A 24,064-nucleotide genomic window follows, 5' to 3' on the forward strand; every position below is an offset into this window, starting at 1 on the left:
ACCTCCTACGTTCTTAAATGTTTTCCGGGATATATATTTATAATGTGCTTGATTGGAATTACAGTAACAAAAATTGTAAGAAAAATTATAAAAACAATATTACATACCAATACATATGGTGTTAACGGTTTTAATAAGTATGTCTGAAAATACGTATGAATTGTTCCAGAAAACATTTCTAACACCAGAAAAACCAACAGCATCGCCACTAGAGAAATAAACAAAATTTGAATATATAGTTCGCAGTAAATAGATATATTAGAAGCACCTACTGCTTTTTTTAATGAAATCTCTCTTTCTTTTTTATAAATCCAAAATAAAACCGCAGAAATGCCAGAAACAATTGCAACAAGAATAAATTTATAATAATACTTATTTGCTGGATCTATATGTGTCACATGTAGTTCCTGAAGATCTCGTTCATTCAGTATTTGAACATCTCCCGAAAGCACTTCTTTACTCCTATCCATAAACTTTTTTATTTCGTTATGAATAGATGATGTAGGATTAACAACTGTTAATTGTAATTGTTTACTCGCGATAATACCTTTTTTAGATATAGTAGGTAAGTTTTGAAGTGGAACGTATATACCTGCTACACCGACGTCACTGTCTTTTCTTGATATAGTTCCTATTTTTTTATATGTATCATCAAATTCATATAACTCCTCTACATTCGTTTGATCGCCAACAACCATATCGTTTACATTTTCACGATGAAAATATTGTCCTTCAGAAATATATGGCTTCCAATAATAATCATCTTTTAAGTTCACAGCTATAATCTTTGTTGCCCCTGAACTATTTAATGCTTTTAAATGCTCTACATAAATATCACTTTTAACAAAAATATCTTGTATGAAAGGAATTATCTCTTCCAATTCAGTTGCATTCGCTATCGGAACAGTTAAAATTTGATTCTTCTCTGGAAAACCGATTTGAAAAGCAGATATAAAGTTTCGTTTAGATTCTGTTAAAAGTGCGGCTATTGATATAGAAAGAAAAGAAATAAAAAATGACATAAGGAGAATTAAGAAAAACAGTTTATTGCTTTTTATATTTTTAAAAGCTAGGTACATGTCTGTGCTCCTTTTAAATAAGAAGGAGATGATGAACATCCCCTTCTCCTTATCCAAATATTTATAAAGACAACTGTTTAATGCTTTTTACCACTGTAATCGTAAGTTACCGTTACTATCAAAAGTACCTTTGTGTGTATCTTCTTGATAGTCATTATTCTCATTTGCATAATGCTCCGAGTATAGTCCTTTTGCACCAAAGGCGTTATATGCACCATTACTCACAGTTGCGTTTAATGCTCTTCCAGATTCATGGGACCCTAATTTGTCTGAAGCGCTTTCAATATATGAATTATTTCCATTTGATTTAATAAAAGAAATTGCTACTGAACAACGAGATGCATTTTGATTCGTAGTAGTTTGAGCTCTATAAGATAGTAGGTTACCGCTTTTGTGACCGCTTAGAGTTGGATAGAATGCACTTGTTGAGATTGATGTTGCTAATAATACTAAAGTCGTAATTGAAAAAACTTTTCCTTTCATTAACAATCACCTCATAAATTTAATATTTTAGTAGCGCTACATCATCATAATATCCTTCAAATAAATTCTCCTCAACAAGAAACCCCGATGTTTTACAAACTCTTTAAACACTTAAACATTCATACATTTTTAAAAAGTAACGTATAAGTAGCAATATAAAAAGGCTGCAGAGAAATTCTTCTCCACAGCCTAATTATTATTTTTGCAAAAACGCCTGCAAATCTGCAAATTGTCTCTTTGCATCTTCATAGCCTTGCTCGTATAAATTTTGTAGTTTTGCTGTATCTTTTTCCATACGATCTACTTGAAGCGGCACTTCTGGGCGAATAACAAATAAATTACCAGCTTGCTCTTCTTTTTCAATATAGTGAAGTGTTTCATTATACACTTCATAACGATTCAACATCGTGTTAACAAGATTCGGATATTTTTTATAAGCTTTTCCTGCAATCCATCCGAATTTTGATTTTTTCTTCGCGTAACCATGATTTCTCGTTAAAATAACGACTGATTTTTTAAATCCATCTTCCTGTGCTTTACGAACTGGAATTGGATCAGAAATCCCGCCATCTAATAACTGCTTACCACGGTAATTTACTACTGGTGCAATGAAAGGCAATGAACTAGACGCTTGTAATAAATTTAGCGCATCATCATTCGTTCCTTCTTTTTCAAAATAAACAGATTGCCCAGTTTCACAATCCGTCGTTCCTACAAGGAAACGTTCTGGGCTATTAAAGTATGTTTCAAAATCAAACGGAACATGCTTTTCTGGGATTTCATGAAAAATGAAATCCATATCAAATAGTTGACGTTTTCTCCATAAGTTTTTATACGATAAATATTTCGGATGTGATGCATAATCAATATTGACCGTTTTATTTCTATTTCTTTGTCTGGAAAGATACGACGCTGCATGACAAGCACCAGCTGATACACCGATTACATATGGAAAATATAAATCTTGTTCCATAAAGTATTCTAATATCCCACCCGTATATACACCACGCATACCGCCGCCTTCTAATACTAACCCCGTATTTTCAAGCATGTTACTCTCTCCTCTATATATATTGACTCTTTAATTATTCACCATGTTAATTATCTTTTTCTATTATATATGAGTTCTTTCAGAAATTATATTTAAAAGACTTGAGAAAAAGGAGTTTTTTCTTCCAATTATATTTCCAAATGATCGGAGACATCCTTTATAAACCTTTGAATAAAGTCTTGCTCTTCTTTCCTATATCCATCTAAAAGTAACAACCACTTTTCTTCAGCTTGCTTATGCAATTTTTCATGAGCTTTATATATTTCATTTCCGCTTTCCGTTAAGCTGAAGAAGATTTCTTTTTGATTATCTAACATTTGCATCTTCTCAACGAATTGCTTTTGAAACAACTTGGTACAAATTTTAGAGATTGCTCCCTTCGTCATGCCCATTTCTGTCGTAATTGCCGTTACATTCATCAAACCATTTTTTCCAATACATTCGATTACATGTAACTCAGATAAAGACATACTACTTACACCTGTCTCACGAAGAAACTTCTCGTTTTGTCGTTTTAAATGTTCTTCTTTTTTATGCAAAAGTGTACGAATGTCCGACAGTATTTCCATTTGCTTCGTTGTATGCTTCAATCCGTTCGCCTCCTAAGTTTCCAAAGAAACAATTTAACTATATACCATTTTAAAATTATTTTTTCATCTTTACAAGTGAGAAAATCATGTTAAAATAAATTTAATTTCCAAGGAAACTAAAATACAAGGGGGTTAACAAGATGAAAAAATCTAAACTAACTTTCATTTTATATGTTGTCTGTATTAGTGCCTTACTCGGTTCCTTCGCTCAAAATATTTACACACCTATCTTACCGATGATTCAAAATTCTTTTCACACTTCTCTTTATCTTGTAAATGTAACAGTTTCACTTTTCACATTCGTTCTTGCAATTATGCAGCTCGTATATGGACCTTTAATTGATACAAAAGGGAGAAAATCTGTCCTTATCCCTAGTTTAGTCATTAGTACAATTGGTTCAATCGGATGTGCTTTTTCGGCAAACATTTATTTATTTCTCTTTTTTAGAGCTGTTCAAGCTATAGGAATAGCGGCTATACCTGTAGTTTCAGCAACGATTATCGGCGATTTATTTGAAGGAAAAGAACGCGGAGAAGCGATGAGCCTATACCAAATGTTACTTGCCCTCGCACCTGCAATGGCTCCTCTCATAGGTGGATTTCTTGGCAGTATAAATGGTCACTTATCTGTATTTCTCTTTTTATCTACACTTGGCATTATCTTATTAATTATAAACATTTCACTACTTCCAGAAACAAAGCCAAATGTAATTAAGCAGTCTAAAGCACAAAAGAATTACTCTCTTATCTTAAAAAATAAAACTGGATTTTCTATTACTCTTATTGGCTTCATTCAATTTTGTATTTACTTTTGCTTTCTCGTTTTTTTACCGAGCATTTTAGCAAATTCATTTCATCAAGCTGCAAATGAAATTGGTCTTATGTTTGTACCAATGTCTCTTTCTATCATGCTAGGAAGTTTTTGCTACAAGTTTTTGCAAAAACGCCTCACAACAAAGCAAACTTTATTTATTACGAGTTTCTTCAATATTATATGTGTCGTTTTATTCTCTTTCACATATAGCATCAATATCCCATTCATCATTATCGTTACATCTTTGTACGGTTTTAGTATGGGACTTTCTATGCCAACTCACACTACTTTATTAACAGAAGAATTCGTGCAAGAACGTGCAACAGCTATCGGTATGTACAACTTCATCCGCTATCTTGGTATGAGCACAGGGCCACTTGTAGGTGGATTTCTTTTATTTAACCAAAATTACTTTTGGATTTTCTTCCTAGGCGCAATTATGTTTTTACTTGTAATCTTATATGCAATGAAAATGCTAAGTTTTCATTCTGTACAAAAAGCAAAATAGAGCCCCCAAAAAGGTCGGCTCTATTTATCCTCTTTGATCCGCAACAATATGAATATCAATATACCTCGTTTGCCTCATAATCTCATTTACAATCGAACCTTTTCGTATTTCTTCCCAACGAGTTCTTGCCGATTGCCCAAGTAAAATTTGCGTTACTTGTAATCTTTTCGCAACCTCAATAATAACATCCGCTGGCTTTCTCCCTCTTGCTTCTTCTAATACAAAACTTGCATCAAATTGATTCGTGAGCGTCTTCCACTCTTCAATTGTTTGTTTTTTACCAGCTGAAAGAGAGTCTATATTTTCTCTTTCAACATTTAATACATACAATTCAGCATTTAACCGATCAGCCATGCGCCATCCCCGTCTTATTAATTTCTCCGCTGTTGAACTGTATTGTACACAAACGAGAATTTTTTCTTTCACTCCGATTGGTTCTATCACTGTTTGACTAATCTTTTCGTCCATATCGTCAGCGACTTCACGAAGCGATAATTCCCTGAGTGCTCCTAAATTATTAAGCGTAAAGAAATTTTGTAAGCTTTGCTGAATTTTTTCTTCTTTATATATCTTTCCGTCTATTAACCTCTTCCGAAGTACTTCCGGTGTTGCATCAACGAGCTGAATTTCATTTGCTTTTTGTAAAATAAAATCTGGAATTCGTTCTCTTACTTTTACATTCGTAATTTGAGCTACAATATCATGAACACTTTCTAAATGTTGAATATTAAAAGCTGATAATACCGATATACCAGCCTCTAACAATTCCTGCACATCCATATAACGTTTCTTATATTTAGAACCAGGAACATTACTATGCGCAAGTTCATCCACTACGACTACTTGAGGCGCGCGTTTTTTTATTCCTTCCACATCAAGCTCATAAAATACCTTTCCTTTATACTGTATTTCTTTCAAAGGAACTTTTTCTAAATCAGCAATTGCTTCTTCCGTCTCTTTTCTTCCATGCGTTTCAATTAAACCAATTACAATATCAATTCCATCTTTTTTCATTTCCCTTGCATCAAAGAGCATTTTATAACTTTTTCCTACGCCTGGAGCTGCTCCTACATATAACTTTAACTTTCCCCGATTTTGTTGCCGAATATATTCTAAATATTCCTCTGGCGTTCGCCTTTGAAACTTCGGTTCATAATCATCCGCATACAAAATAAACACTGCCTTTCATTCGAAACAACGCTACCTCAATCCATTAGATTGAGGTAGCACTGTTACTATTTCATTAATTTTTGTAATGCTAAATTTAGCTTTAAGACATTCACTCGATTTTCTCCAAATAAACCAAGTGCAGCACCTTCTGTTTGATCTTTAATCAATTGATCTAGCGTTTCTTTCGGAATATTCGTTAATTTCGAAATGCGATCCACCTGCACCGAGGCCGCCTTTGGACTAATATCAGGATCAAGCCCTGAACCTGAATTTGTCACTAAATCTATCGGTACTTCTGTTACTGGAACTCTCGGATTTTGTTTCTTCCACTCTTCAATACTTTTCTCTACTCGTTTCTCTAAATCTGGATTAGATGGTGCATAGTTATTTGAACCAGATGCTTCAGCCTTATATTCAATACTAGAAACACGCCCTTGAAAATAACGTGGATCCGTGAAGTTTTGCCCGATTAATTTAGAACCAATCACTTCATTTTTATCATTATATATTAGACTTCCATCCGCATTATCCTTCATCACGGCTTGTGCAATACCAGTAACAATAAGCGGGTATACAAGTCCGCACAACACTAGAAATGTAAAAGTAATACGGATAATTGGTGATAGTATACTTTGTTTCTTCTCCATCTTTTTCCCCTCTTCCTTATATGAACAAGCCGACAATTATATCAATTACTTTAATTCCAATGAACGGAACGATAACTCCACCAAGCCCATAAATAAGTAAGTTTCGGCTAAGCAATGCATTAGAACTCATCGGTTTATATGCGATACCTTTCATCGCTAACGGAATGAGTAATGGAATAATAACAGCGTTAAATATTAATGCTGATAAAATCGCTGACAGTGGTGATGTTAATTTCATAATGTTCAATGCTTCCATTTGCGGAATTGCAAGTGTAAACATCGCTGGAATAATCGCAAAGTATTTCGCTATATCATTTGCAATACTAAACGTCGTTAACGCACCACGTGTCATTAACAATTGCTTACCAATTCCTACAACCTCAATAATTTTCGTTGGATTCGAGTCTAAATCAATCATATTCGCTGCTTCTTTCGCAGCTGTCGTACCACTATTCATCGCTAATCCAACGTCAGCCTGTGCTAATGCCGGAGCATCATTTGTACCATCACCTGTCATCGCTACAAGTTTCCCTTTATCTTGCTCTGCTTTAATAACCGCAATTTTATCTTCTGGTTTACACTCGGCAACGAATTCATCTACTCCTGCTTCTTTTGCAATCGTTGCTGCTGTTAACGGATTATCACCTGTACACATAACCGTTTTAATCCCCATTTGGCGCAACTGTTCAAAACGCTCACGCATACCCGGTTTTACTGTATCCTTTAAATAAATTAAACCATAAATACGATTATCTACTGCAACTACAAGTGGTGTTCCGCCCTCTTTTGAAATTAAGTCTGCTTTTTGATTTACATCTTTCGGAATTGTTCCACCTTGTGACTCAACCCATTCAATAACGGCACCTACAGCACCTTTTCTCACTTTCGTTCCGTCTTGTAAATCAACACCACTCATTCTCGTTTCTGCTTTAAACGGAACAAACTCACCTTGTTCTGCAAGTTCTCTATTATATGATATAGATTTTCCCTGCACATACTCGATAACAGATCGACCTTCTGGTGTTTCATCTAAAACAGAACTAATAGCGGCCCACTTTCCAACTTGCTCAATCGTTTCATTTCCTACAGGTAATAATGTATGAGCCATTCGGTTCCCAAAAGTAATTGTACCTGTTTTATCTAAAATAATTGTATTAATATCGCCCGCAGCTTCTACTGCTTTCCCTGACATCGCTAGCACGTTAAATTTTGTCACCCGGTCCATCCCAGCAATACCAATCGCTGATAGCAAACCACCAATTGTCGTTGGAATTAAACATACTAACAATGCTACGAGTACAGCTGTATCAATTTGAAAACCTAAATAATTTGTAAAAATCGGCAACGTCACAACGACGATCAAGAAGATAAGAGTTAAGCTCGTTAATACTGTATTTAAAGCAATCTCATTCGGCGTTTTTTGACGAGCAGCTCCTTCTACTAAAGAAATCATTTTGTCGATAAATGATTCACCAGGATTACTCGTAATAACAATTGTAATTTCATCACTTACCACCATCGTTCCACCTGTTACGGAACAAAAATCACCACCCGCTTCTTTTATTACAGGAGCTGATTCTCCTGTAATTGCAGATTCATCTACAGACGCTAATCCTTTGATTACTTCACCATCATTCGGAATCATTTCTCCTTGTTTTACGATAACAACATCACCTTTTCTAAGATCAGTTGCTGAAACTTGGACAATGTCTCCATTTTCTTTTACAACATTTGCAAACACATCTTTCTTCGACTGTTTTAAAGAATCGGCTTGCGCTTTACCGCGACCCTCTGCTAATGCTTCTGCAAAATTCGCAAATAAAACTGTAAATAATAGAATGAGAGAAACTGTTATATTAAACCATCCTGGTATACTACTAGAACTGCTTGGAAGAAAAGATAAAATGAACGTAATGATAAACCCAATTTCCACAACGAACATAATCGGATTCTTTATCATGACTTTCGGATTCAATTTCGCAATAGATTGCTTCATCGCATGTGTTACGATATCACGATCCATCGTTTTCGCTTGTCTAACCTCATCTTCTACAGCATGTATTTGTGTCTCATTTACTTGTTTTTCTTTTACTACTACCGGTCTCATCATTTACCCTCCATTACTTCAATGTAAGAAATTCTGCAATTGGTCCGAGTACTAACATCGGGAAAAATGTTAATGCACCGACAATTACAATTGTTCCAATGAAGATGCCACCAAATAAACTATTATCTGTACGGAACGTTCCAACTGTTTCTGGCACTACCGTTTTTTCTTTCAACGAAGCTGCCACAGCTAGCATCGTAATTAAACTAAAGTAACGTCCTAAAAACATAACTAAACCAGTCGTAATATTCCAAAACGGTGTATTATCTCCTAATCCTTCAAATCCAGATCCGTTATTCGCAGCTGACGATGTATATTCATATACAACTTGCGTTAAACCGTGGAAACCGGAATGAGAGATAGCATCCGTCCCTAAATTTGTTGAAAGAGCTAATGCCGAAAATCCTAAAATGAGCAATGGATGAAATAAAATCGTGACCGCGATTAATTTCATTTCCTTCCCTTCAATCTTCTTACCTAAAAACTCTGGTGTCCGTCCAACCATTAACCCAGATATAAACACCGCGATAATTGCATACATAATGATGTTTACAAAGCCTGCTCCAACTCCGCCATACACTGTATTTAACATCATATTTACGAGGGGAACTAGACCACCAATTGGTGTTAACGTATCATGCATCGTATTAACAGCGCCTGTTTCAGCAGCTGTCGTTACTGTTGCGTATAGTGAAGAAAATACTGTTCCAAATCGTACTTCTTTCCCTTCTGTACTTCCTTGTACATGTTCGATACCCATTCCATTTAATGCCGGGTTCCCGTTTAGTTCAGATGTCGTAATCGTTATAAACCCTAGTAAAAATACCATAAATAGTGACACGAAAAGGATGCGACCTTGTTTTTTATTTCCGACCATTCGTCCGTACGTAAATGGAAGTGCTGTTGGTAATAACATCATAAGCATCATTTGCAAAATATTACTCATTTGTCCTGGATTTTCGAAAGGATGCGTAGAGTTTGCTCCGAAAAATCCACCGCCGTTATTTCCAAGTTCCTTAATGGAAACGAATGATGCAACAGGTCCACGTAAAATACTTTGCTTTGCCCCATCAATCGTTTGTGCTGTAACCGCCCCATCTAACGTTTGTGGTACGCCAAGTGCGACAAAAACTAGTGCCGCAATAAATGCGATAGGAAGAAACACTCTCGTTAACGCTCTCGTAAAATCAACGAAAAAGTTACCAAGTTCTTTTCCAGCAAGTCCTCTTATAAAAGCCATAACGAGCGCTAATGTCGTTGCTGGTGCCGCAAACATTAAAAATGTAATTCCGATTAATTGTGATAAATAAGATAAACCATTTTCACCGCTATAATGCTGTAAGTTTGTATCAGCCATAAAACTAATTGCTGTATTAAAAGCGAGCGTAGGCTCCATCCCTTCAATATGCGCTGGATTTAGTGGCAGCACACCTTGTAATCTGAAAATGAAGTATACGACAACGATCATAAATCCATTTAATAAAACTAATGATAATGCGTACTGTTTCCACGTTTGATTGTATGCTTTTACACCCGTAATTTTAAAAATAAGTTTTTCAAAAGGCCCGAATACTTTATCTAACGTTTTGCTACCTTGAAAAGCTTTTTCTAAATAAATCCCCGTTGGCTTTGCTACTAAAATAAACAAGAGCATTGTAATAATGACTGCAACCCAAATCATAATGAATGATTCCCCCTAATTAAAACTTCTCTGGATTTAATAATGCATACACTAAATACACTGTAATTGCTGCGACAATAACCGATAAGACAATCATCATGATTGCTTTCCTTCTTTCACAACTTTATCTGACCAACTTGCAAGACTTGCCATCGATGCAACTAATAAAATAAAAATCCCGACCATTACAACATCTAACATAACTATCCCTCTCTTCTTTTGTTAAAATTTACCATTTAAATATTAAAAAAGAACACTGAGCTCTACTCAGTGTTCAAAAAATGAACAACAAAAAGTAAACCTCCTCTCTAAACGCTTACGAGGTTAGCTGTCGGATTCGGGCCTAAAGAGTAGCCCTACTTTCAAAACTGAAAGATTCACCCCAAGTGACGATGCACAAAATTGGTTCCCCCGCTCCATTTCTGGAACTCAGCGATTTTAGGTTTTTTTGGAAATTTTATGAATGATTTATGAGAGTAAATATACTCCTCTATATTTCACTTGTAAAGGGGGAAATTGCTGAAAATAATAATATTTACATTCATTTAAACGCTTACATTGAAGATTATTACTATTATTTCATCTATTTTCTTTATTTCTCTTTTCTTTTCTTAAAAATGACCTTTTAAATATGAAATAAAAAGAGCGAATGACATGAAGTGCATAGCCTGTTGCACTCAGCATTCGCTCTTTTTTATTCAACCTTTATTCTCCTCTTAAAAATGCACGTAAATTTCTCCCACGAATATAAACTTGTGTCAATTCTGCATGTAGCTGCTCATACTCGGTAATATCCATCTCTAAATACAAAGCATCTTTTGACGGTAATATAATATATGGCCCGGGAAAAAGAGGATCAATTTGAACCAATTCTTGAACTCGCTCTACCGATACTGCCCAACGATTTGCTATATCTCCAAGTAATAGTACCTTCATCATTTCTTCCCCCGCCCTATTCAGAAAATAAAAAAGAAATATTATCACAATTTGTAAACACGACAAACTTAGCTCCAATTGTTTCATAGAGCCTCGCTGGATATCGTTTATTCCTTGTAACAACAGTAATAGGTGCTTGAAAAGAAAAACGAATGTGTTCTGTGAAGAAACTAACGATTGGAAGCTCATCCCCTAGTAAAATGACCTTCTTAATACACTCACAAATACTAGTAAAATCCTGCTCCTTACTAAAACTATAAGTCCAATCAAACCCACAATTCCTAACTTCAGCCGCTACCTCTTCATTTGCTGTAAAAATAACTAACTCATGTTGAAATGCAACTAGATCTCTTAAACTATTTACCTTACTTTCTTCTCCAACACAAATAAGTGTTAGTTCCATGTACCTCATCCTCCTTAGTATAAAAGAAATCAAACATAGATTGATATTCCCCTATACTAATCAGATCGATGAAGTGATGTATCCATCATGGCACCGTCCTCTCTCAAGACGCTTACGAAGTTAGCTGTCGGATTCGGGATTTGAGAGTAGCCCTACTTTCAAATTTGAAAGATTCACCCCTAGTGACACTGCACAAATTGGTTCCTCCGCTCCATATAATTGGACTCAGCGTTTACAAAAAAATATATTCTGGCTGATATATTACTCCTGTATTTTGAAAAAGTAAACAGAAAAAAAGCCAGTTATAAAACTGGCTTTTCACTTATCTATACACGCGTTCTATTCACTTTATACGCAAAATGATTCGTCGGTCCATGACCACTACCAATATTCAATGGCTCTTCAATTGCTATACTAATAAATCGTTTTGCTTCTTGAACAGCATCTTCAATTGAGTATCCTTTCGCAAGTCCTGCTGTAACCGCTGAAGCAAATGTACACCCACTTCCGTGCGTTTGCTTTGAAGGAATTCGCTCGCTTCTAAACTCAATAAATTTTTCTCCATCAAAGAGGAAATCAATTACTTCATTACCTTGATATTCTGCATGTCCGCCCTTCATAAGCACATATTTAGCACCTAATTCGTGCAATACTTTTGCAGCTTCCTTACTATCTTCAACATTATGAATCTCCATCCCAGTTAACACTTCTGCTTCTGGGACATTCGGTGTTATAGCAGTTGCTACTGGTAATAAATATTCTTTTAATGCTTGAACTGCTTCTTGCTGTAATAATGATGCACCGCCTTTTGCAATCATAACGGGATCTAGCACAATATTATTCCAGCCAAATTTTTTAATTTGTTCTGCAACAATTTGAATTATTTCACTACTAAATAACATTCCTAGTTTCACTGCATCTGGTGTTAAATCCGTACCAATTGAATTCAGCTGTTCTGTAATACCTTCTAACGGAACAGGATATACCCCTTGAACGCCAAGCGTGTTTTGAGCAGTAATTGCCGTAATAGCCGTCATTCCGTATACACCAAGCTCTTGGAATGTTTTTAAATCTGCCTGAATTCCAGCACCGCCGCCGCTATCAGACCCTGCAATTGTTAAAGCTTTATTCACTTTCATCCCACTCATCCTTTTCTATCCAAAATAGCGATGATAAATCGTTTTTGCTTCGCTTATATCTTTCGTTCCATGTACGAGCACACGGCCATCTTTAAAGGCGACTAACCTCTTGTCTTCAACAGAAAATGATAGTAAATATGGATTTACATTTAAATCATTCACGCGACCTTCCAGCAACTCTTTATATTGTTCAAAATTCATTTCCTCTTTATGAGGTGGTCTAATTTGAACTGTATTTCGCCCGCATAAAACTGCTGTTTTTGATGTGTTCTCTTTATTTAAATACGGATATAATACATTCTCTCCGCATGAAGAACAATTATGCTGGCGAAGCTTTTGCACATTCATACATGAATACTCATTCTTCCACATATCAAACGATACAAGCCCATCTCGAAGTGATTCGTAATCTTCTACTAACAGTTTAAGAGCTTCTGTTACTTGATGAGAAACGACAAGAGATACAGCAGGTGATATAATACCCGCTGTATCACATGTTGCCCCGCCAAGCGGAATCGACTGCAATAAACATGATAAACATGGTGTTTTACTAGGAATGATTGTGTAAGAAAGACCGTAACTACCTACACATGCACCGTAAATCCATGGAATAGAATATTTTTGTGCTATATCATTCACAATAAAGCGTGTTTCGAAATTATCAGTCGCATCAATAATTACATCAACGTTTGTAACAAGTTCTTCTAGCTCTTCAGCTGTTACATCTTGAACGAGAGCTTTTATTGTTACATCGCTATTAATCTCTTCTAAACGTTTTTTAGCCGCTATAGCTTTTGGGAGATTATTCTTTACGTCGCTCTCTGCATACAATTGTTGTCTTTGTAAATTACTCCAATCTACATAATCACGGTCAACAATTGTTATCTTGCCAACACCCGCTCTTACAAACATCTCTGCATTTGCACTACCTAATGCACCTGCACCGATAATAAGTACATGCTTTTCTCTTATCCTTTGCTGCCCTTCTGCTCCAATTGGAGAAAATAGTTCTTGGCGAGAATATCGATTATTCAACTACGCTCATTCCTTCTAAAGGACTACTTGCAGTTGCACAGCGCTTACGTGCAATACGACCTGCTTCAAATCCTAAACGGCCTGCTTCAATACTTAGTTTCATTGCCTGCGCCATTTTAATAGGATCTTTTGCTCCTGATACAGCTGTATTTAATAACACGCCATCTGCTCCTAATTCCATTGCAAATGCCGCATCAGCTGGGCTACCAATACCAGCATCAACGATAACTGGTACTGTCGCTTGTTCAATAATGAAGCCCAAATTTAATGGATTTACAATACCAAGTCCTGATCCGATTGGAGATGCTCCTGGCATAATCGCATGCACGCCAAGCTCTTGTAATTTACGTGCTAATACAACATCATCAGATGTGTACGGAAGTACGATAAATCCTTCTTCCAGTAACATTTCAGATGCCTTTAACGTTTCTACCGGATCCGGTAATAACGTTCTATCATCACCAATAACTTCTACCTTTATCATGTCACAAAGCCCAGACGCTTTTGCTAATTTTGCAATGCGAACAGCCTCTTCAGCATTTTTTGCCCCTGCTGTATTTGGTAATAACGTATATTTTTTCACATCAAGTTTCTCTAATAAATTAGGTTGCTTTGCATCAAAGATATCCATACGACGTACTGCAAACGTTAAAATTTCAGCTTCAGAAACGTCAATTGCCTTTTGCTGTACGTCAAAATCAGGGAATTTACCTGTACCTAATAAAAGTCTAGAATGAAATGAAAATGGTCCAATGTTCAACATAATCAACCGCCTCCTACGAAAGTTACAATCTCAATTTGATCTCCATCAAAAACAGATGTATCTGTATGATCATCTTTTTGTAAAATATCTTTATTACGCTCTACTACAACAATTCTGTTATCTAACTCTAAATGTGTAAGTAACTCAGCTACTGTTTTTACACTCGCTGGCACTTCAATTTGGTTACCATTAATTTTTAAATTCAAACTTCCATCCCCTTTCTAAACTCTTCTAGAAAGCAAGGAATCTAGCAAATGATTCTCTTGCTTTCCTTCTATTAAATCAGCCATATATTGGCCAGAAATAGGACTTAATAAAATACCGTTCCGATAATGGCCCGTACAAGCATATAAACCTTTTATTTCTTCATGCTCTCCCATATAAGGAGCTTCATGATTCGATTGTGGTCTTAATCCTGCCCACGCGCTTTCCCATTCTGCTTCTTTTAAAGCTGGCAATATTGTATAAGCACGCTCTAATATAGAAGTTATACTTTCTGGCTGCACAGTTTTATTGAACGTATGGTGCTTCATTGTTGCCCCAATTACGTAACGTCCACCGCGCTTTGGAGTAATGTAAAATCTTTCTTGAAAAATAGGTGCTTTTAAAAGTTGTTTTCTACTTCTTACCGCAACCACTTCTCCTTTAACTGGATATGTACCCCAATCGCGGTGAAAATAATTGAGTAACTTCGTGCTCCATGAACCTCCTGCAATAACGACTTTCTCACATGTGACAATACCTTCACTTGTAATAACTCCAGTCACTTTATTATTTTCAATACGAATATCAAATACTTCTGTCTGTTCATATATATCAGCACCTGACATTGCCGCAGAATGTGCGAATGCTTTCGTAAGCTCTGATGCAATAACATGACCGTCTTTCGGATAATATACTGCTCCTATAATGGATTCGGATAGATACGGCTCTTTTTCCCGCACATGGTCTCCCGTTAGAAAGTAGGAATCTTCACCTGTTTTTTGCTGCCAATCCATAATGTGAAGGATTCTTTTCTTCTCATCTCCATTTTGAGCAATACGATAAATTCCTTTTTCTTCATATCCAATATCAATACCCGTCTTTTCACGTAAAACTGTTGCAAGTTGTGGAAATATAGCTCGGCTTTCTCTAGCAAGTTCAAATAGCGGATCATACGCATCCCATTCTGCCTGAACACCAAGTAGACCAGCAGCTGCTTTTGAAGCTTCCGATGCAATTCTTTGCTTCTCTACAATCGCTACTTTATGTCCTCTTTCTGCTAGAAAATGTGCAACTGAACTACCAATTACACCACCACCAATAATCGCTACATCATACTTCTCACACATGTTTTTCCGCCCACTTTCTTATTGATTCCTTATAAGATTTCGCTTTGCTATACGGGTCACTACTACTTACAATTCCGGACATAACTGCTATACCGCTTACACCGTTAGTAAGGACATCCACTGCGTTTTCTGGAGTAATTCCTCCAATTGCTGTAATCGGTATAGATAAACACCTTGCAATGTCAGAAATTTCTTCAAGCCCTCTCGCTGGCACACCTTTTTTACAATCTGTCGGAAATACATGACCATAAACGAGTGAATCCGCTCCATTTTTAAATGCTACTATCGCTTCATCTAGCGAATGCACAGAATAACCGACATGCAAATACGAAAACTTTTCTTTCACTGACTTTACATCTGTGCTTCGATACCCTAGTTGAACACGAGGAATATTTAATAAAATTGCAATATCAATTCGATCATTTATGACAATTTTAGAAGCCGGAAAGCCTTCCATTAAAAGACTTTCCACACCTTCATATAACTCCTTCGTACTCTTCTCACGCTCACGAATATGCAAATAATCAATCTCACTCTCAATTTGCATCGCTACATTCACTAACTCTTCGAATGGCATATGGCCATTTGAGATTACGTGGAGCTCATTTTTCATATTCATTCGCCTACTTTAAAATATTTTCGAATAGTTCATCGGCTGGAACGGTTTCTTTCGTCATTCCTTTGTCCTTCAGCCATTTATTTTGTTTCTCCCAAGATTCTTTTGAATCTGATAAAAATGGCTCATCTTTCGTTTCCATCTTCTCTAATAAAATTTTCATACTTTCCTTTTCAACTTCTGGCACAAGTGGGAAGTTTTCTTTTTCTTGATGATTTAATAAAATATTCAATGCTTCATCTGGGTTTTTCTTCATGAAATCATAGCCTTTTTTCGTACCACGTAAGAAAGCTTGCAACGCTTCTTTATCTTTTTTCAACGTTTTATCACCTGTTACAAACACAAGTTCATGATAGTTCGGTACTCCGTAATCAGCTGGATTAAAGTAAGCTGGTTCATGGCCTTCATGACGCATAACCGGTACTTCATGATTAATGTATGCCCCTGTTACCGCATCCACTTTTTTCGTAATTAAGGCTGGTACTAAATCAAATCCAACATCAACTACTTTCACTGTATCAGGATTACCACCAGCTTCTTTTACCATCGTTTTTAAATACATCTCACTTAAAGGTGTTCCAGAATATCCTACTGTTTTTCCTTCTAAATCTTTCGGTGATTGAATACCCGCTGATTTCAGCGATACGACATGATTTAATGGTGAACGTACGACAGCCCCAATTGATTTCACTGGAATTTGCTCATTTGCTCTTGCCATAACAACATCTGGCTGATAATACAAGCCAACTGTCACCTTCCCTGCTGCTGCCAATGTTAATGGATCAGTCGGATTAGAAGGGAATTTAATATTTACCTTTACACCTTCTTCTTTAAAGTATCCTTTTTCAATTGCTGCATAAATAAAGCTATGTACCGCATTTGGATACCAATCTAACATGACTGTTATTTCTTTCTCTTTTTTACTTTTTTCTGATGCTGAATTACTCGAACATCCTGTAATCATTGCAATTAATAATGTAAACACAAAGATGCGCTTTAAAAATTTCATGAATGCTTCCTCCAACTAATGAATTTCTTTTCTAATATGGAAATAAGTACGACGAAGAAAATAGCTAATAATGATAACAATACAATGGGTGCAAATACGCCAGCTCCATCTAACTGCGTCATCATTCTCTTACTGAAATATCCAAGTCCAGCTTGTGCACCGAGCCATTCTCCAATTGCTGCTCCGATAACACTAAGCGGAACTGCAATTTTTAAAGCTGAGAAAAAATAAGGAAGAGCAGACGGCAACTTTAATTTAAGAAAAATATCTCTTTTCGTTGCTCCATATGTAACTAAGAGCTCCTCCCATTCTTTTTTTGTACTACGCAGTCCATCATACGTATTGACCGCAATCGGGAAAAACGTAATTAAAACTGTGACAACAACCTTACTCCAAATTGTGTATCCAAACCATAAAACAAATAGCGGAGCAAGCGCAGTAATCGGAATCGTTTGTGAAGCAACTAATAATGGATAAAATGCTCTTTCCATCCATGTACTCGCATTCATTAACATCGCTAGCCCTACACCTAATACGATAGAAATAACAACACCTATTAAAACGACGTATAACGTTGCAGGTAAATGAACCGTAAATAATATGTCTTTTAGTTTCCATATCTTCATTACAATCGCAGACGGTGACGGTAAAATGTACATCTCATCTACAATTCTTGCTCCTATTTCCCACACAGCTAGTAAAATACTAGAAAGTGTAATAGCAGGAACTAATTCTTTCAATCGGTTCATCACACAAGTACCTGCCTTTGTAACATACTAAGAAGCTCATCTTTCAGCGCTAATACTTCCGGTTTATATAAATCTTTTCGTGTTCTGTTATGATCAAGTGGTACAATCCGCTCAGTCAAAGTCGTTATCGGCTGCTGTTCCACTACTAAAACTCGGTTCGAAAGAAATAACGCTTCTTCAACATCATGAGTAATGAATAAAATTGTTTTTTCCCACTCTTGCCATTGTTCAAACAGCCATTCTTGCAAAGAGGCCTTCGTTAAAGCATCTAACGCGCTAAACGGTTCATCTAATAACAATATCTCCCCGCCCGTTAACAAAGTTCGGATAAAAGATACGCGTTGCCTCATACCACCAGATAAATCTTTCGGATGTTTTGTCTCATATCCTTGTAAACCAAATTTATATAACAGTTCCTTTGCCTTTACTTGTGCTTCTTTCTTCTGTACACCTTGGCACTCTAGCGGCAGAGCAGCATTCTCAATAATTGTTCTCCACGGCAAAAGCATATCTTTTTGCGGCATATATCCTACAGGATGGTGCTTTGTTTCTGTCAGTTCTATCTTTCCAATACTTACCTTCTCTAGGCCTGTAATAAGGCGAAATAAAGTACTTTTCCCACATCCACTCGGTCCGATAATACTGACAAACTCTTTCTCATGTATAGAAGCATTTAATTCATGGATGATTGCTTTCTCATCGTAATGAAAAGAAACATTATGAAACTGTAGTATGTTCTTGCTCCTCAAATCCCCACATCTCCTTACGATAGGACATATCCCAGAATAAATATTCAAATCGACTGGAATATAAGAAAATCTCCTCTAATCTATCTAGTTCTTTCTCAGACTTTCCAACTGCCATTTCATTTAATAAATCTATTAACCAAATACAAAGATTACCGTATTCTTCCGAACTATATCCTTGAATCCACTCACCAAAAAACTCATGATCTCTTGCTCCAGGAATATCATTTAAACGCTTTCCAATTTCCCAGTAGCTCCACATACATGGAAGAAGCGCTGCTATTAATTCTGCAAGTGTGCCATTTTGAGATACAGACATCATGTAATTTGTATAAGCTAAATTTTTAGCAGATGGTTTCGCAGACTCTATATCCTCTATAGAAATTCCAAGTCTTTTTGCATATTGTTTATGGATTGTCATTTCGCCATTTAATATCCCATCAATTTGTTCAGCGAACTTTCCCATTACTTGTGGATTCGTTGCTTTTACAACACCAATCGCATATAACTTTGCATAATCTAGCAGATATAAATAATCTTGAATAATATAATACTGGAATTTATCTTTTTCTAACGTGCCATCTCCCATACCCACTACAAACGGATGATTATGACTCATCTCCCAAACCGGTTGCACAGTTTCTAATAATCTATCACAAAATTTCATTTCTCTATCCCCTTTCAATATATGTATCTAAATAAAAAACCACTTCTATATATAAGAAGTGGTTACAGCAAATAAAATTATACATTTATTCGATGTTCCACTTCCCTTCGCTAGTATTACCTAGATCAGGTGTTATAAGGGTTAAGGATTATTCCTCTCTCAGCAAATCAAGCACCCCTAGTGGTTTCAATATGAAATTTTCAAATAAAAAAGCCCCGTTTCTATACGCAAAGAAACGGGGACTCATTGTTAGTGTCCGAATTGCTTCCCTACGCTAGCATAATCTAGATCAGGTAATAAAAAGGATCAAAGGCTTACGGCCTACTCTCAGCTGGCAACACCAGCTCTCCTAGCAAACTATAAAATTATCACTGTCAGTATAACACCCTAATAAGACATCATCAACTGTTTTAATTTTCTTAATTATCAACAAAATATTGAAGTTATACAATACATACATTCTATTTTAGAAAATAAAACCCAAATTAATTGTATAAAAAGGAATCATTATCCTCAAAAAATTTATTTTTATATTGATTTCATATTACATTTATGTGAATACACCCACTATATTATATCTTTATACTATAATAAAATTACAACTATACAACTAGAGGAGGTCTCTATTCCATGAATATGAAAGCTACGGCTTTAACAGCAACTACTGTAGCGATTGCTTCTTTACTTCCTTCTATGGGTGAAACAAATGTACAAAAAGCAAACGCTGAACAATTATCTAATGTTAAAACTGGGTATGTCAAAGTCGATCAAGTAGCATTACATACAGAAGATAACGTAAAAAGCACATCAATTGATACAATTCGCTTTAATACAAAAGTGAACATCCTTGAAACAACTAATGGTTGGTATAAAGTATCTGTTCATAATAAAGTAGGTTATGTACAAAAAGATGCTATTTTACTAAAAAACAAACTTCAATCTAATGATCAATACATCGTCAATGCTAATGCATTAAACGTTCGCTCTGAACCTAATTTAGAATCTTCCATTTTAGATGTATTACCAAATGGCAAGTTTATTACCGTTCAAGAAGATCAAGGCGAATGGTATAAAATATCACATAATGGCCAAACGGGTTACGTACAAAAAGCATTCATCTCTAATGGTTCACAACCCTTAGTAAAAGGAATCACCGTTCAAAATAATACAAAATATACTGTTGCAACACCTAATCTGAATGTACGTAGCAACACTAGTACAAGTAGCGCTCTACTCGGTTCATTACAAAACGGTACACAAGTACAAGTAGTAGAAACTGTAGGAACTTGGTATAAAATTCGTTTTGGCACAGGATACGGATATGTAGCAAAACACTATGTAGTACAAAATCAACCACAGGCTAAAACAGATCAGCCTTCATCTATTCCAGCTGCTTTCAAATTCCCTGCTCAAGGAAGAATTAGCTCAACCTTTGATATACGCTGGGAACAAATGCATTATGGTATAGATATTGCTGCTCCAGGGAACGTCTCTATCCAAGCTGCTGCTGCAGGTAAAGTTGTGAAATCTTATTATTCAGCTAGCTATGGCAATGTTGTGTTCATTGCGCATCAAATCAATGGGAAATTATATACAACTGTTTATGCTCATATGAAGGATCGTACTGTACAAACTGGTGATCAAGTACAAGCTGGACAATTAGTAGGTCATATGGGCAACACAGGTCATTCATACGGGCAACATCTTCATTTTGAATTACATAATGGAGAATGGAATTTTGAAAAAACAAATGCAGTAAATCCACTGCCATATTTAGTTAGGTAAATTGTATGCCACGCAATATACCTCTTATAATTGAATACGCAGCCTTTTTAGGTTTAATCTGTTGTTTAATCATTTACAATACAAACATTGTATTTTTATCTATTATTATTGCTTTTGTTGCATTAGAAATTATGATGGAATCATTTCAAGTGCAACTAAAACAAAAAATTGCCCATATTTATAACGCTATATTTCTTTTGAGTGCTCTCATAACAAATATAATTAGTAATGGCTTTTATTTATCTACTGTATTTCCAGTATTCTTTATGGCTGTTTTATTATTTGTAGCTAGATATATTAATGTCCCTTATAACCAAAAACAAAAACAAGAACAAGAAGCTTAGAAAGAGGAGACACTGTGTACCAATCTTTCAAAGATACTCCAATAAAATACATATTGCATTTGTATAAGAAAGCCAATACTTTTTTTGGTATACAAGGAAGTTATACTGCACAACTTCTTCTATATGGAATGTTGTTTCTTGTTTTAATCACTTTCTCCTTGTTTTACTAACAAAAAAGGATCTCACATAAACTGGAGATCCTTTTTAATTTATATTAATTTTTCATATCGAAAATATTGTTTATCCACAAGCATATTTTTCATAAATAAAGCTCAGATTATATTTTTTCTCTAAGCTCATTCGTTGTTCGTCATCGCACCAATAGAAAAGAATATCATGAATCGTTGCGTAACGCTTATTTTTAAGAAATAGCCTAAAGAATGATGGTAAACAATCATGTAATTGTATAAATATATAATTGCGTAGTGTTTCTTCTTTATATTCAATGCCCTTACAAATATACAGTAATTCTTCACAATAATATGCATGCTGTGGAACTTGTATCATCTCGAAAAATGGCACATAAGATAGTAGCTTTCCAATAAAATGACCGTATCGATCCATTACTCCTATCGTCATATGCTCCATCATTTCTTTCATTACATATAAATAATCATCTACATGTGTTGTCTTTAATGGGTCTAAGCGATCGGAAATTTGAGATAATACAGCTCTTTGACATGCTAAAACTGCCTGACTAGGTCCATAATATGATAGGAAATCTGTACACTTACGATATTTCCGTAATAAATCATGTGTATATAAATCATATACGAAAGTATTACAATACATTGCTAAACTCATCATATCACTATTTAATTGCTCTTTTGATAATGATTTCGCTCTCTTGCACATATAAAAGAATGTAAATTCCAATACTTCTTTATGAGATAATAAATGTTTACAATCGGTTATACATTTCTCATTAAATTTAACTCTATCCCAAATTTCAATATCCCTATCTGTCAATTCACCTATACGATATTTAATAATTAAATAGTTTAAAGCAACTGATTGCGTCAAAAGATCCCATGTTTCATATTCCAATGAAGTATGAACAAACTCAGCTAATCCTTGTGCTATCATAAAAGCATTTGCCTCTTCATACCAACCAATCTCTTGGCATAAGCGAAGAATACGCACTAAAGTTGGAATTTCATCTTTATGAAACTGCGGTAAATTCTTTACTTTATTCATGCCATATACGATAAATGCCGCTAAATTTTCTTCTTTATAAAATTCTTTCTCTTTCCATACTAATATAGTTCGTTCTTTCCCCTCACCTTTTGGGTGACAAGGTACAAGCAAAGAAAATAATTCAGCAAAATTATTTGGTTCTATATATGTATCTGTAACCAAATTCCAATTTGGATCGCCCTGTACAGCCTTCATATAATTCCCCTTCCCTTTTCATCTATGTAGGAAATATTAATTTATTATCGTACCACTAAAAATTAATATTGTTATATTCAAAATCTCTCATAATACTTATATCTATCAGTATATCATCTTTTCTCTTATTAAAAATGAAGAATAACAAATTTAAAAAAACTGTGGAAATTATTAACCATATCCTTATTATATAATGTCTCAGATACATCACGCTAACATATTAGTTTAATCCATATATACTAGAATAATGTATCTGAACTTTATATATAATTTAGCTCTTTATGATTGACCATTAAACTCTCGGTTAATTAAAGTTTCAATTTACTCTGTACGCTCTGAGATTTCGCTCAAGGCAAATCTAGCTTGACCATCTGCCGATTCCCTTATAGCTAAATCCCCTAGTGCTAACATGCCAATAAGCTGACCACTATCAACTACTGGTAACCGTCTAATTTGATACTGTGCCATTAGCTCTGTAGCTTTTTCAATAGAATCATTTGGAGAAACTGAGATAATATTTGTTGTCATTACATTTGTAATTTTATTAGATCCAGGATGTTTTTCAGCAATCCCTCGAACAACTAAATCTCGATCAGTAACAAGCCCAATAACTTGCTCATTTTCAACAACAGGAATTAACCCAACCGATTCTTCCTTCATTTTTACAGCTGCCTCATATACATTGTCTAGCGGTGTACAATGTACAATATGGGTACTCATTAAGTCTCTAACTCGTGTCATTATTTATTTCCTCCTTTTTATACATACCATAGCTTTTCCAAAATTCCTTTATTTATTTCTGGAAAGTAACATGATAAAAAGGATCAACAAAATAAAAAAGAGCCAGCATAATGCTGACTCTTTTTTGTATGACCCGTACGGGATTCGAACCCGTGTTACCGCCGTGAAAGGGCGGTGTCTTAACCACTTGACCAACGGGCCATGGCTCCGCAGGTAGGACTCGAACCTACGACCGATCGGTTAACAGCCGATAGCTCTACCACTGAGCTACTGCGGAA

28 protein-coding genes, 2 tRNA genes and 4 riboswitches are annotated in these 24,064 nt (G+C 35.4%); of the genes, 3 read left to right on the forward strand and 27 right to left on the reverse strand.

Going from position 1 to position 24,064, the window contains the following annotated elements; translation table 11 throughout:
• Nucleotides 1-5: 5 nt before the first annotated feature.
• From AC1Q8L_RS08345 to AC1Q8L_RS08360, 4 genes are all read right to left on the reverse strand, one after another.
• Nucleotides 6-1,079, reverse strand: a complete 1,074-nt coding sequence (locus AC1Q8L_RS08345) for an ABC transporter permease (RefSeq protein ID WP_016513708.1) — start codon at nucleotides 1,077-1,079, stop codon at nucleotides 6-8.
• A gap of 87 nt (nucleotides 1,080-1,166) precedes the next feature.
• Nucleotides 1,167-1,562 carry a hypothetical protein gene (locus AC1Q8L_RS08350; protein ID WP_000676983.1) on the reverse strand — a complete coding sequence of 132 codons (396 nt, stop codon included), beginning with the start codon at nucleotides 1,560-1,562 and terminating at the stop codon, nucleotides 1,167-1,169.
• Nucleotides 1,563-1,758: 196 nt separating this feature from the next.
• The gene (locus tag AC1Q8L_RS08355) at nucleotides 1,759-2,613 is read right to left on the reverse strand and encodes a patatin-like phospholipase family protein (RefSeq protein WP_000892676.1); all 855 of its coding nucleotides are present in this window, start codon (nucleotides 2,611-2,613) and stop codon (nucleotides 1,759-1,761) included.
• Nucleotides 2,614-2,741: 128 nt separating this feature from the next.
• Complete coding sequence (locus tag AC1Q8L_RS08360) at nucleotides 2,742-3,203, reverse strand: MarR family transcriptional regulator (RefSeq protein WP_065228320.1); 462 nt, start codon at nucleotides 3,201-3,203, stop codon at nucleotides 2,742-2,744.
• 140 nt (nucleotides 3,204-3,343) lie between these two features.
• Between AC1Q8L_RS08360 and AC1Q8L_RS08365 the strand changes: the two genes are divergently transcribed.
• Nucleotides 3,344-4,525 (forward strand): MFS transporter, encoded by a 1,182-nt coding sequence (locus AC1Q8L_RS08365; protein ID WP_000748721.1) that lies wholly within the window; start codon nucleotides 3,344-3,346, stop codon nucleotides 4,523-4,525.
• Nucleotides 4,526-4,549: 24 nt separating this feature from the next.
• Here the strand turns inward: AC1Q8L_RS08365 and kdpDN are convergent, their stop codons facing one another.
• From kdpDN to tenA, 19 genes are all read right to left on the reverse strand, one after another.
• Entirely contained in the window at nucleotides 4,550-5,704 is a 1,155-nt protein-coding gene (gene kdpDN / locus AC1Q8L_RS08370; RefSeq protein ID WP_072939968.1) for a KdpD-like non-kinase potassium sensor, read from the reverse strand.
• A gap of 56 nt (nucleotides 5,705-5,760) precedes the next feature.
• A complete protein-coding gene (gene kdpC, locus AC1Q8L_RS08375) occupies nucleotides 5,761-6,342 on the reverse strand; it encodes a K(+)-transporting ATPase subunit C (protein WP_086387759.1) in 582 nt (193 codons plus the stop codon).
• Between the two features lie 16 nt (nucleotides 6,343-6,358).
• Nucleotides 6,359-8,449: a potassium-transporting ATPase subunit KdpB gene (gene kdpB / locus AC1Q8L_RS08380; protein ID WP_072939971.1), complete on the reverse strand. Its 2,091-nt coding sequence runs from the start codon at nucleotides 8,447-8,449 to the stop codon at nucleotides 6,359-6,361.
• A 13-nt stretch (nucleotides 8,450-8,462) separates the two neighbouring features.
• Nucleotides 8,463-10,130, reverse strand: coding sequence for a potassium-transporting ATPase subunit KdpA (kdpA, locus tag AC1Q8L_RS08385; RefSeq protein WP_000638328.1), 1,668 nt, complete (start codon nucleotides 10,128-10,130; stop codon nucleotides 8,463-8,465).
• Nucleotides 10,131-10,149: 19 nt separating this feature from the next.
• Nucleotides 10,150-10,230, reverse strand: coding sequence for a K(+)-transporting ATPase subunit F (gene kdpF / locus AC1Q8L_RS08390; protein ID WP_000973728.1), 81 nt, complete (start codon nucleotides 10,228-10,230; stop codon nucleotides 10,150-10,152).
• Nucleotides 10,227-10,331, reverse strand: coding sequence for a SipW-dependent-type signal peptide-containing protein (locus tag AC1Q8L_RS08395; protein WP_000887894.1), 105 nt, complete (start codon nucleotides 10,329-10,331; stop codon nucleotides 10,227-10,229). The genes kdpF and AC1Q8L_RS08395 overlap by 4 nt, the downstream gene beginning before the upstream one ends.
• Nucleotides 10,332-10,429: 98 nt before the next feature.
• Nucleotides 10,430-10,575, reverse strand: a riboswitch (cyclic di-AMP (ydaO/yuaA leader).
• 134 nt (nucleotides 10,576-10,709) lie between these two features.
• Nucleotides 10,710-10,832 carry a hypothetical protein gene (locus AC1Q8L_RS08400; protein ID WP_001034419.1) on the reverse strand — a complete coding sequence of 41 codons (123 nt, stop codon included), beginning with the start codon at nucleotides 10,830-10,832 and terminating at the stop codon, nucleotides 10,710-10,712.
• A gap of 3 nt (nucleotides 10,833-10,835) precedes the next feature.
• A complete protein-coding gene (locus tag AC1Q8L_RS08405) occupies nucleotides 10,836-11,069 on the reverse strand; it encodes a hypothetical protein (protein WP_002025339.1) in 234 nt (77 codons plus the stop codon).
• 13 nt (nucleotides 11,070-11,082) lie between these two features.
• Nucleotides 11,083-11,469 (reverse strand): hypothetical protein, encoded by a 387-nt coding sequence (locus tag AC1Q8L_RS08410; RefSeq protein ID WP_000424089.1) that lies wholly within the window; start codon nucleotides 11,467-11,469, stop codon nucleotides 11,083-11,085.
• 93 nt (nucleotides 11,470-11,562) lie between these two features.
• A riboswitch (cyclic di-AMP (ydaO/yuaA leader) is annotated at nucleotides 11,563-11,710 on the reverse strand.
• 85 nt (nucleotides 11,711-11,795) lie between these two features.
• The gene (gene thiD, locus AC1Q8L_RS08415) at nucleotides 11,796-12,608 is read right to left on the reverse strand and encodes a bifunctional hydroxymethylpyrimidine kinase/phosphomethylpyrimidine kinase (protein ID WP_000867374.1); all 813 of its coding nucleotides are present in this window, start codon (nucleotides 12,606-12,608) and stop codon (nucleotides 11,796-11,798) included.
• A gap of 15 nt (nucleotides 12,609-12,623) precedes the next feature.
• Nucleotides 12,624-13,643, reverse strand: coding sequence for a thiazole biosynthesis adenylyltransferase ThiF (thiF, locus tag AC1Q8L_RS08420; protein ID WP_098311664.1), 1,020 nt, complete (start codon nucleotides 13,641-13,643; stop codon nucleotides 12,624-12,626).
• Entirely contained in the window at nucleotides 13,636-14,406 is a 771-nt protein-coding gene (gene thiG, locus AC1Q8L_RS08425) for a thiazole synthase (protein ID WP_000931980.1), read from the reverse strand. The genes thiF and thiG overlap by 8 nt, the downstream gene beginning before the upstream one ends.
• A gap of 2 nt (nucleotides 14,407-14,408) precedes the next feature.
• A complete protein-coding gene (gene thiS, locus AC1Q8L_RS08430; protein WP_001049502.1) occupies nucleotides 14,409-14,612 on the reverse strand; it encodes a sulfur carrier protein ThiS in 204 nt (67 codons plus the stop codon).
• 15 nt (nucleotides 14,613-14,627) lie between these two features.
• Nucleotides 14,628-15,737, reverse strand: a complete 1,110-nt coding sequence (gene thiO / locus AC1Q8L_RS08435; protein WP_000333305.1) for a glycine oxidase ThiO — start codon at nucleotides 15,735-15,737, stop codon at nucleotides 14,628-14,630.
• The gene (gene tenI / locus AC1Q8L_RS08440) at nucleotides 15,730-16,350 is read right to left on the reverse strand and encodes a thiazole tautomerase TenI (protein ID WP_000787167.1); all 621 of its coding nucleotides are present in this window, start codon (nucleotides 16,348-16,350) and stop codon (nucleotides 15,730-15,732) included. Before tenI ends, thiO begins: the two co-directional genes overlap by 8 nt.
• A 10-nt stretch (nucleotides 16,351-16,360) precedes the next feature.
• Nucleotides 16,361-17,362 (reverse strand): ABC transporter substrate-binding protein, encoded by a 1,002-nt coding sequence (locus tag AC1Q8L_RS08445; RefSeq protein WP_000670422.1) that lies wholly within the window; start codon nucleotides 17,360-17,362, stop codon nucleotides 16,361-16,363.
• Nucleotides 17,359-18,111: an ABC transporter permease gene (locus tag AC1Q8L_RS08450; protein WP_001080857.1), complete on the reverse strand. Its 753-nt coding sequence runs from the start codon at nucleotides 18,109-18,111 to the stop codon at nucleotides 17,359-17,361. The genes AC1Q8L_RS08445 and AC1Q8L_RS08450 overlap by 4 nt, the downstream gene beginning before the upstream one ends.
• On the reverse strand, nucleotides 18,111-18,860 hold the full coding sequence (locus AC1Q8L_RS08455) for an ABC transporter ATP-binding protein (protein WP_001256782.1): 750 nt from the start codon (nucleotides 18,858-18,860) through the stop codon (nucleotides 18,111-18,113). The genes AC1Q8L_RS08450 and AC1Q8L_RS08455 overlap by 1 nt, the downstream gene beginning before the upstream one ends.
• Nucleotides 18,829-19,524: a thiaminase II gene (gene tenA, locus AC1Q8L_RS08460; protein ID WP_000666820.1), complete on the reverse strand. Its 696-nt coding sequence runs from the start codon at nucleotides 19,522-19,524 to the stop codon at nucleotides 18,829-18,831. The genes AC1Q8L_RS08455 and tenA overlap by 32 nt, the downstream gene beginning before the upstream one ends.
• 85 nt (nucleotides 19,525-19,609) lie before the next feature.
• Nucleotides 19,610-19,713, reverse strand: a riboswitch (TPP riboswitch).
• A 60-nt stretch (nucleotides 19,714-19,773) separates the two neighbouring features.
• A riboswitch (TPP riboswitch) is annotated at nucleotides 19,774-19,885 on the reverse strand.
• 269 nt (nucleotides 19,886-20,154) lie between these two features.
• Here tenA and AC1Q8L_RS08465 point away from each other — a divergent pair.
• Nucleotides 20,155-21,309: an SH3 domain-containing protein gene (locus tag AC1Q8L_RS08465; protein WP_001056045.1), complete on the forward strand. Its 1,155-nt coding sequence runs from the start codon at nucleotides 20,155-20,157 to the stop codon at nucleotides 21,307-21,309.
• 5 nt (nucleotides 21,310-21,314) lie between these two features.
• Entirely contained in the window at nucleotides 21,315-21,653 is a 339-nt protein-coding gene (locus AC1Q8L_RS08470; protein ID WP_001137818.1) for a hypothetical protein, read from the forward strand.
• 240 nt (nucleotides 21,654-21,893) lie between these two features.
• Here the strand turns inward: AC1Q8L_RS08470 and AC1Q8L_RS08475 are convergent, their stop codons facing one another.
• The 4 genes from AC1Q8L_RS08475 to AC1Q8L_RS08490 form a co-directional block, all read right to left on the reverse strand.
• Nucleotides 21,894-23,045: a DUF3965 domain-containing protein gene (locus AC1Q8L_RS08475; protein ID WP_000648915.1), complete on the reverse strand. Its 1,152-nt coding sequence runs from the start codon at nucleotides 23,043-23,045 to the stop codon at nucleotides 21,894-21,896.
• Between the two features lie 321 nt (nucleotides 23,046-23,366).
• Nucleotides 23,367-23,786: a CBS domain-containing protein gene (locus tag AC1Q8L_RS08480; protein ID WP_000199007.1), complete on the reverse strand. Its 420-nt coding sequence runs from the start codon at nucleotides 23,784-23,786 to the stop codon at nucleotides 23,367-23,369.
• Nucleotides 23,787-23,915: 129 nt separating this feature from the next.
• A tRNA-Glu gene (locus AC1Q8L_RS08485) sits at nucleotides 23,916-23,987 on the reverse strand.
• 1 nt (nucleotide 23,988) lies between these two features.
• Nucleotides 23,989-24,063: transfer RNA gene (locus AC1Q8L_RS08490), tRNA-Asn, on the reverse strand.
• Nucleotide 24,064 lies beyond the last annotated feature (1 nt).

It is taken from the genome of Bacillus sp. GW823-FHT06A11 (assembly GCF_058795355.1).

Excerpts from the sequence above, each read along its gene's own strand:
- AC1Q8L_RS08365 (WP_000748721.1), top strand. The coding sequence starts at position 3,344 with ATGAAAAAATCTAAACTAACTTTCATTTTATATGTTGTCTGTATTAGT.
- AC1Q8L_RS08465 (WP_001056045.1), top strand. The coding sequence starts at position 20,155 with ATGAATATGAAAGCTACGGCTTTAACAGCAACTACTGTAGCGATTGCT.
- kdpB (WP_072939971.1), bottom strand. The coding sequence starts at position 8,449 with ATGAGACCGGTAGTAGTAAAAGAAAAACAAGTAAATGAGACACAAATA.
- AC1Q8L_RS08445 (WP_000670422.1), bottom strand. The coding sequence starts at position 17,362 with ATGAAATTTTTAAAGCGCATCTTTGTGTTTACATTATTAATTGCAATG.
- AC1Q8L_RS08405 (WP_002025339.1), bottom strand. The coding sequence starts at position 11,069 with ATGATGAAGGTACTATTACTTGGAGATATAGCAAATCGTTGGGCAGTA.
- kdpA (WP_000638328.1), bottom strand. The coding sequence starts at position 10,130 with ATGATTTGGGTTGCAGTCATTATTACAATGCTCTTGTTTATTTTAGTA.
- AC1Q8L_RS08475 (WP_000648915.1), bottom strand. The coding sequence starts at position 23,045 with ATGAAGGCTGTACAGGGCGATCCAAATTGGAATTTGGTTACAGATACA.
- kdpC (WP_086387759.1), bottom strand. The coding sequence starts at position 6,342 with ATGGAGAAGAAACAAAGTATACTATCACCAATTATCCGTATTACTTTT.
- thiG (WP_000931980.1), bottom strand. The coding sequence starts at position 14,406 with ATGTTGAACATTGGACCATTTTCATTTCATTCTAGACTTTTATTAGGT.
- tenI (WP_000787167.1), bottom strand. The coding sequence starts at position 16,350 with ATGAAAAATGAGCTCCACGTAATCTCAAATGGCCATATGCCATTCGAA.
- thiD (WP_000867374.1), bottom strand. The coding sequence starts at position 12,608 with ATGAAAGTGAATAAAGCTTTAACAATTGCAGGGTCTGATAGCGGCGGC.
- AC1Q8L_RS08410 (WP_000424089.1), bottom strand. The coding sequence starts at position 11,469 with ATGGAACTAACACTTATTTGTGTTGGAGAAGAAAGTAAGGTAAATAGT.
- AC1Q8L_RS08480 (WP_000199007.1), bottom strand. The coding sequence starts at position 23,786 with ATGACACGAGTTAGAGACTTAATGAGTACCCATATTGTACATTGTACA.
- AC1Q8L_RS08350 (WP_000676983.1), bottom strand. The coding sequence starts at position 1,562 with ATGAAAGGAAAAGTTTTTTCAATTACGACTTTAGTATTATTAGCAACA.
- kdpF (WP_000973728.1), bottom strand. The coding sequence starts at position 10,230 with ATGATGATTGTCTTATCGGTTATTGTCGCAGCAATTACAGTGTATTTA.
- thiO (WP_000333305.1), bottom strand. The coding sequence starts at position 15,737 with ATGTGTGAGAAGTATGATGTAGCGATTATTGGTGGTGGTGTAATTGGT.
- tenA (WP_000666820.1), bottom strand. The coding sequence starts at position 19,524 with ATGAAATTTTGTGATAGATTATTAGAAACTGTGCAACCGGTTTGGGAG.
- AC1Q8L_RS08345 (WP_016513708.1), bottom strand. The coding sequence starts at position 1,079 with ATGTACCTAGCTTTTAAAAATATAAAAAGCAATAAACTGTTTTTCTTA.
- AC1Q8L_RS08450 (WP_001080857.1), bottom strand. The coding sequence starts at position 18,111 with ATGAACCGATTGAAAGAATTAGTTCCTGCTATTACACTTTCTAGTATT.
- AC1Q8L_RS08470 (WP_001137818.1), top strand. The coding sequence starts at position 21,315 with ATGCCACGCAATATACCTCTTATAATTGAATACGCAGCCTTTTTAGGT.
- AC1Q8L_RS08355 (WP_000892676.1), bottom strand. The coding sequence starts at position 2,613 with ATGCTTGAAAATACGGGGTTAGTATTAGAAGGCGGCGGTATGCGTGGT.
- AC1Q8L_RS08395 (WP_000887894.1), bottom strand. The coding sequence starts at position 10,331 with ATGTTAGATGTTGTAATGGTCGGGATTTTTATTTTATTAGTTGCATCG.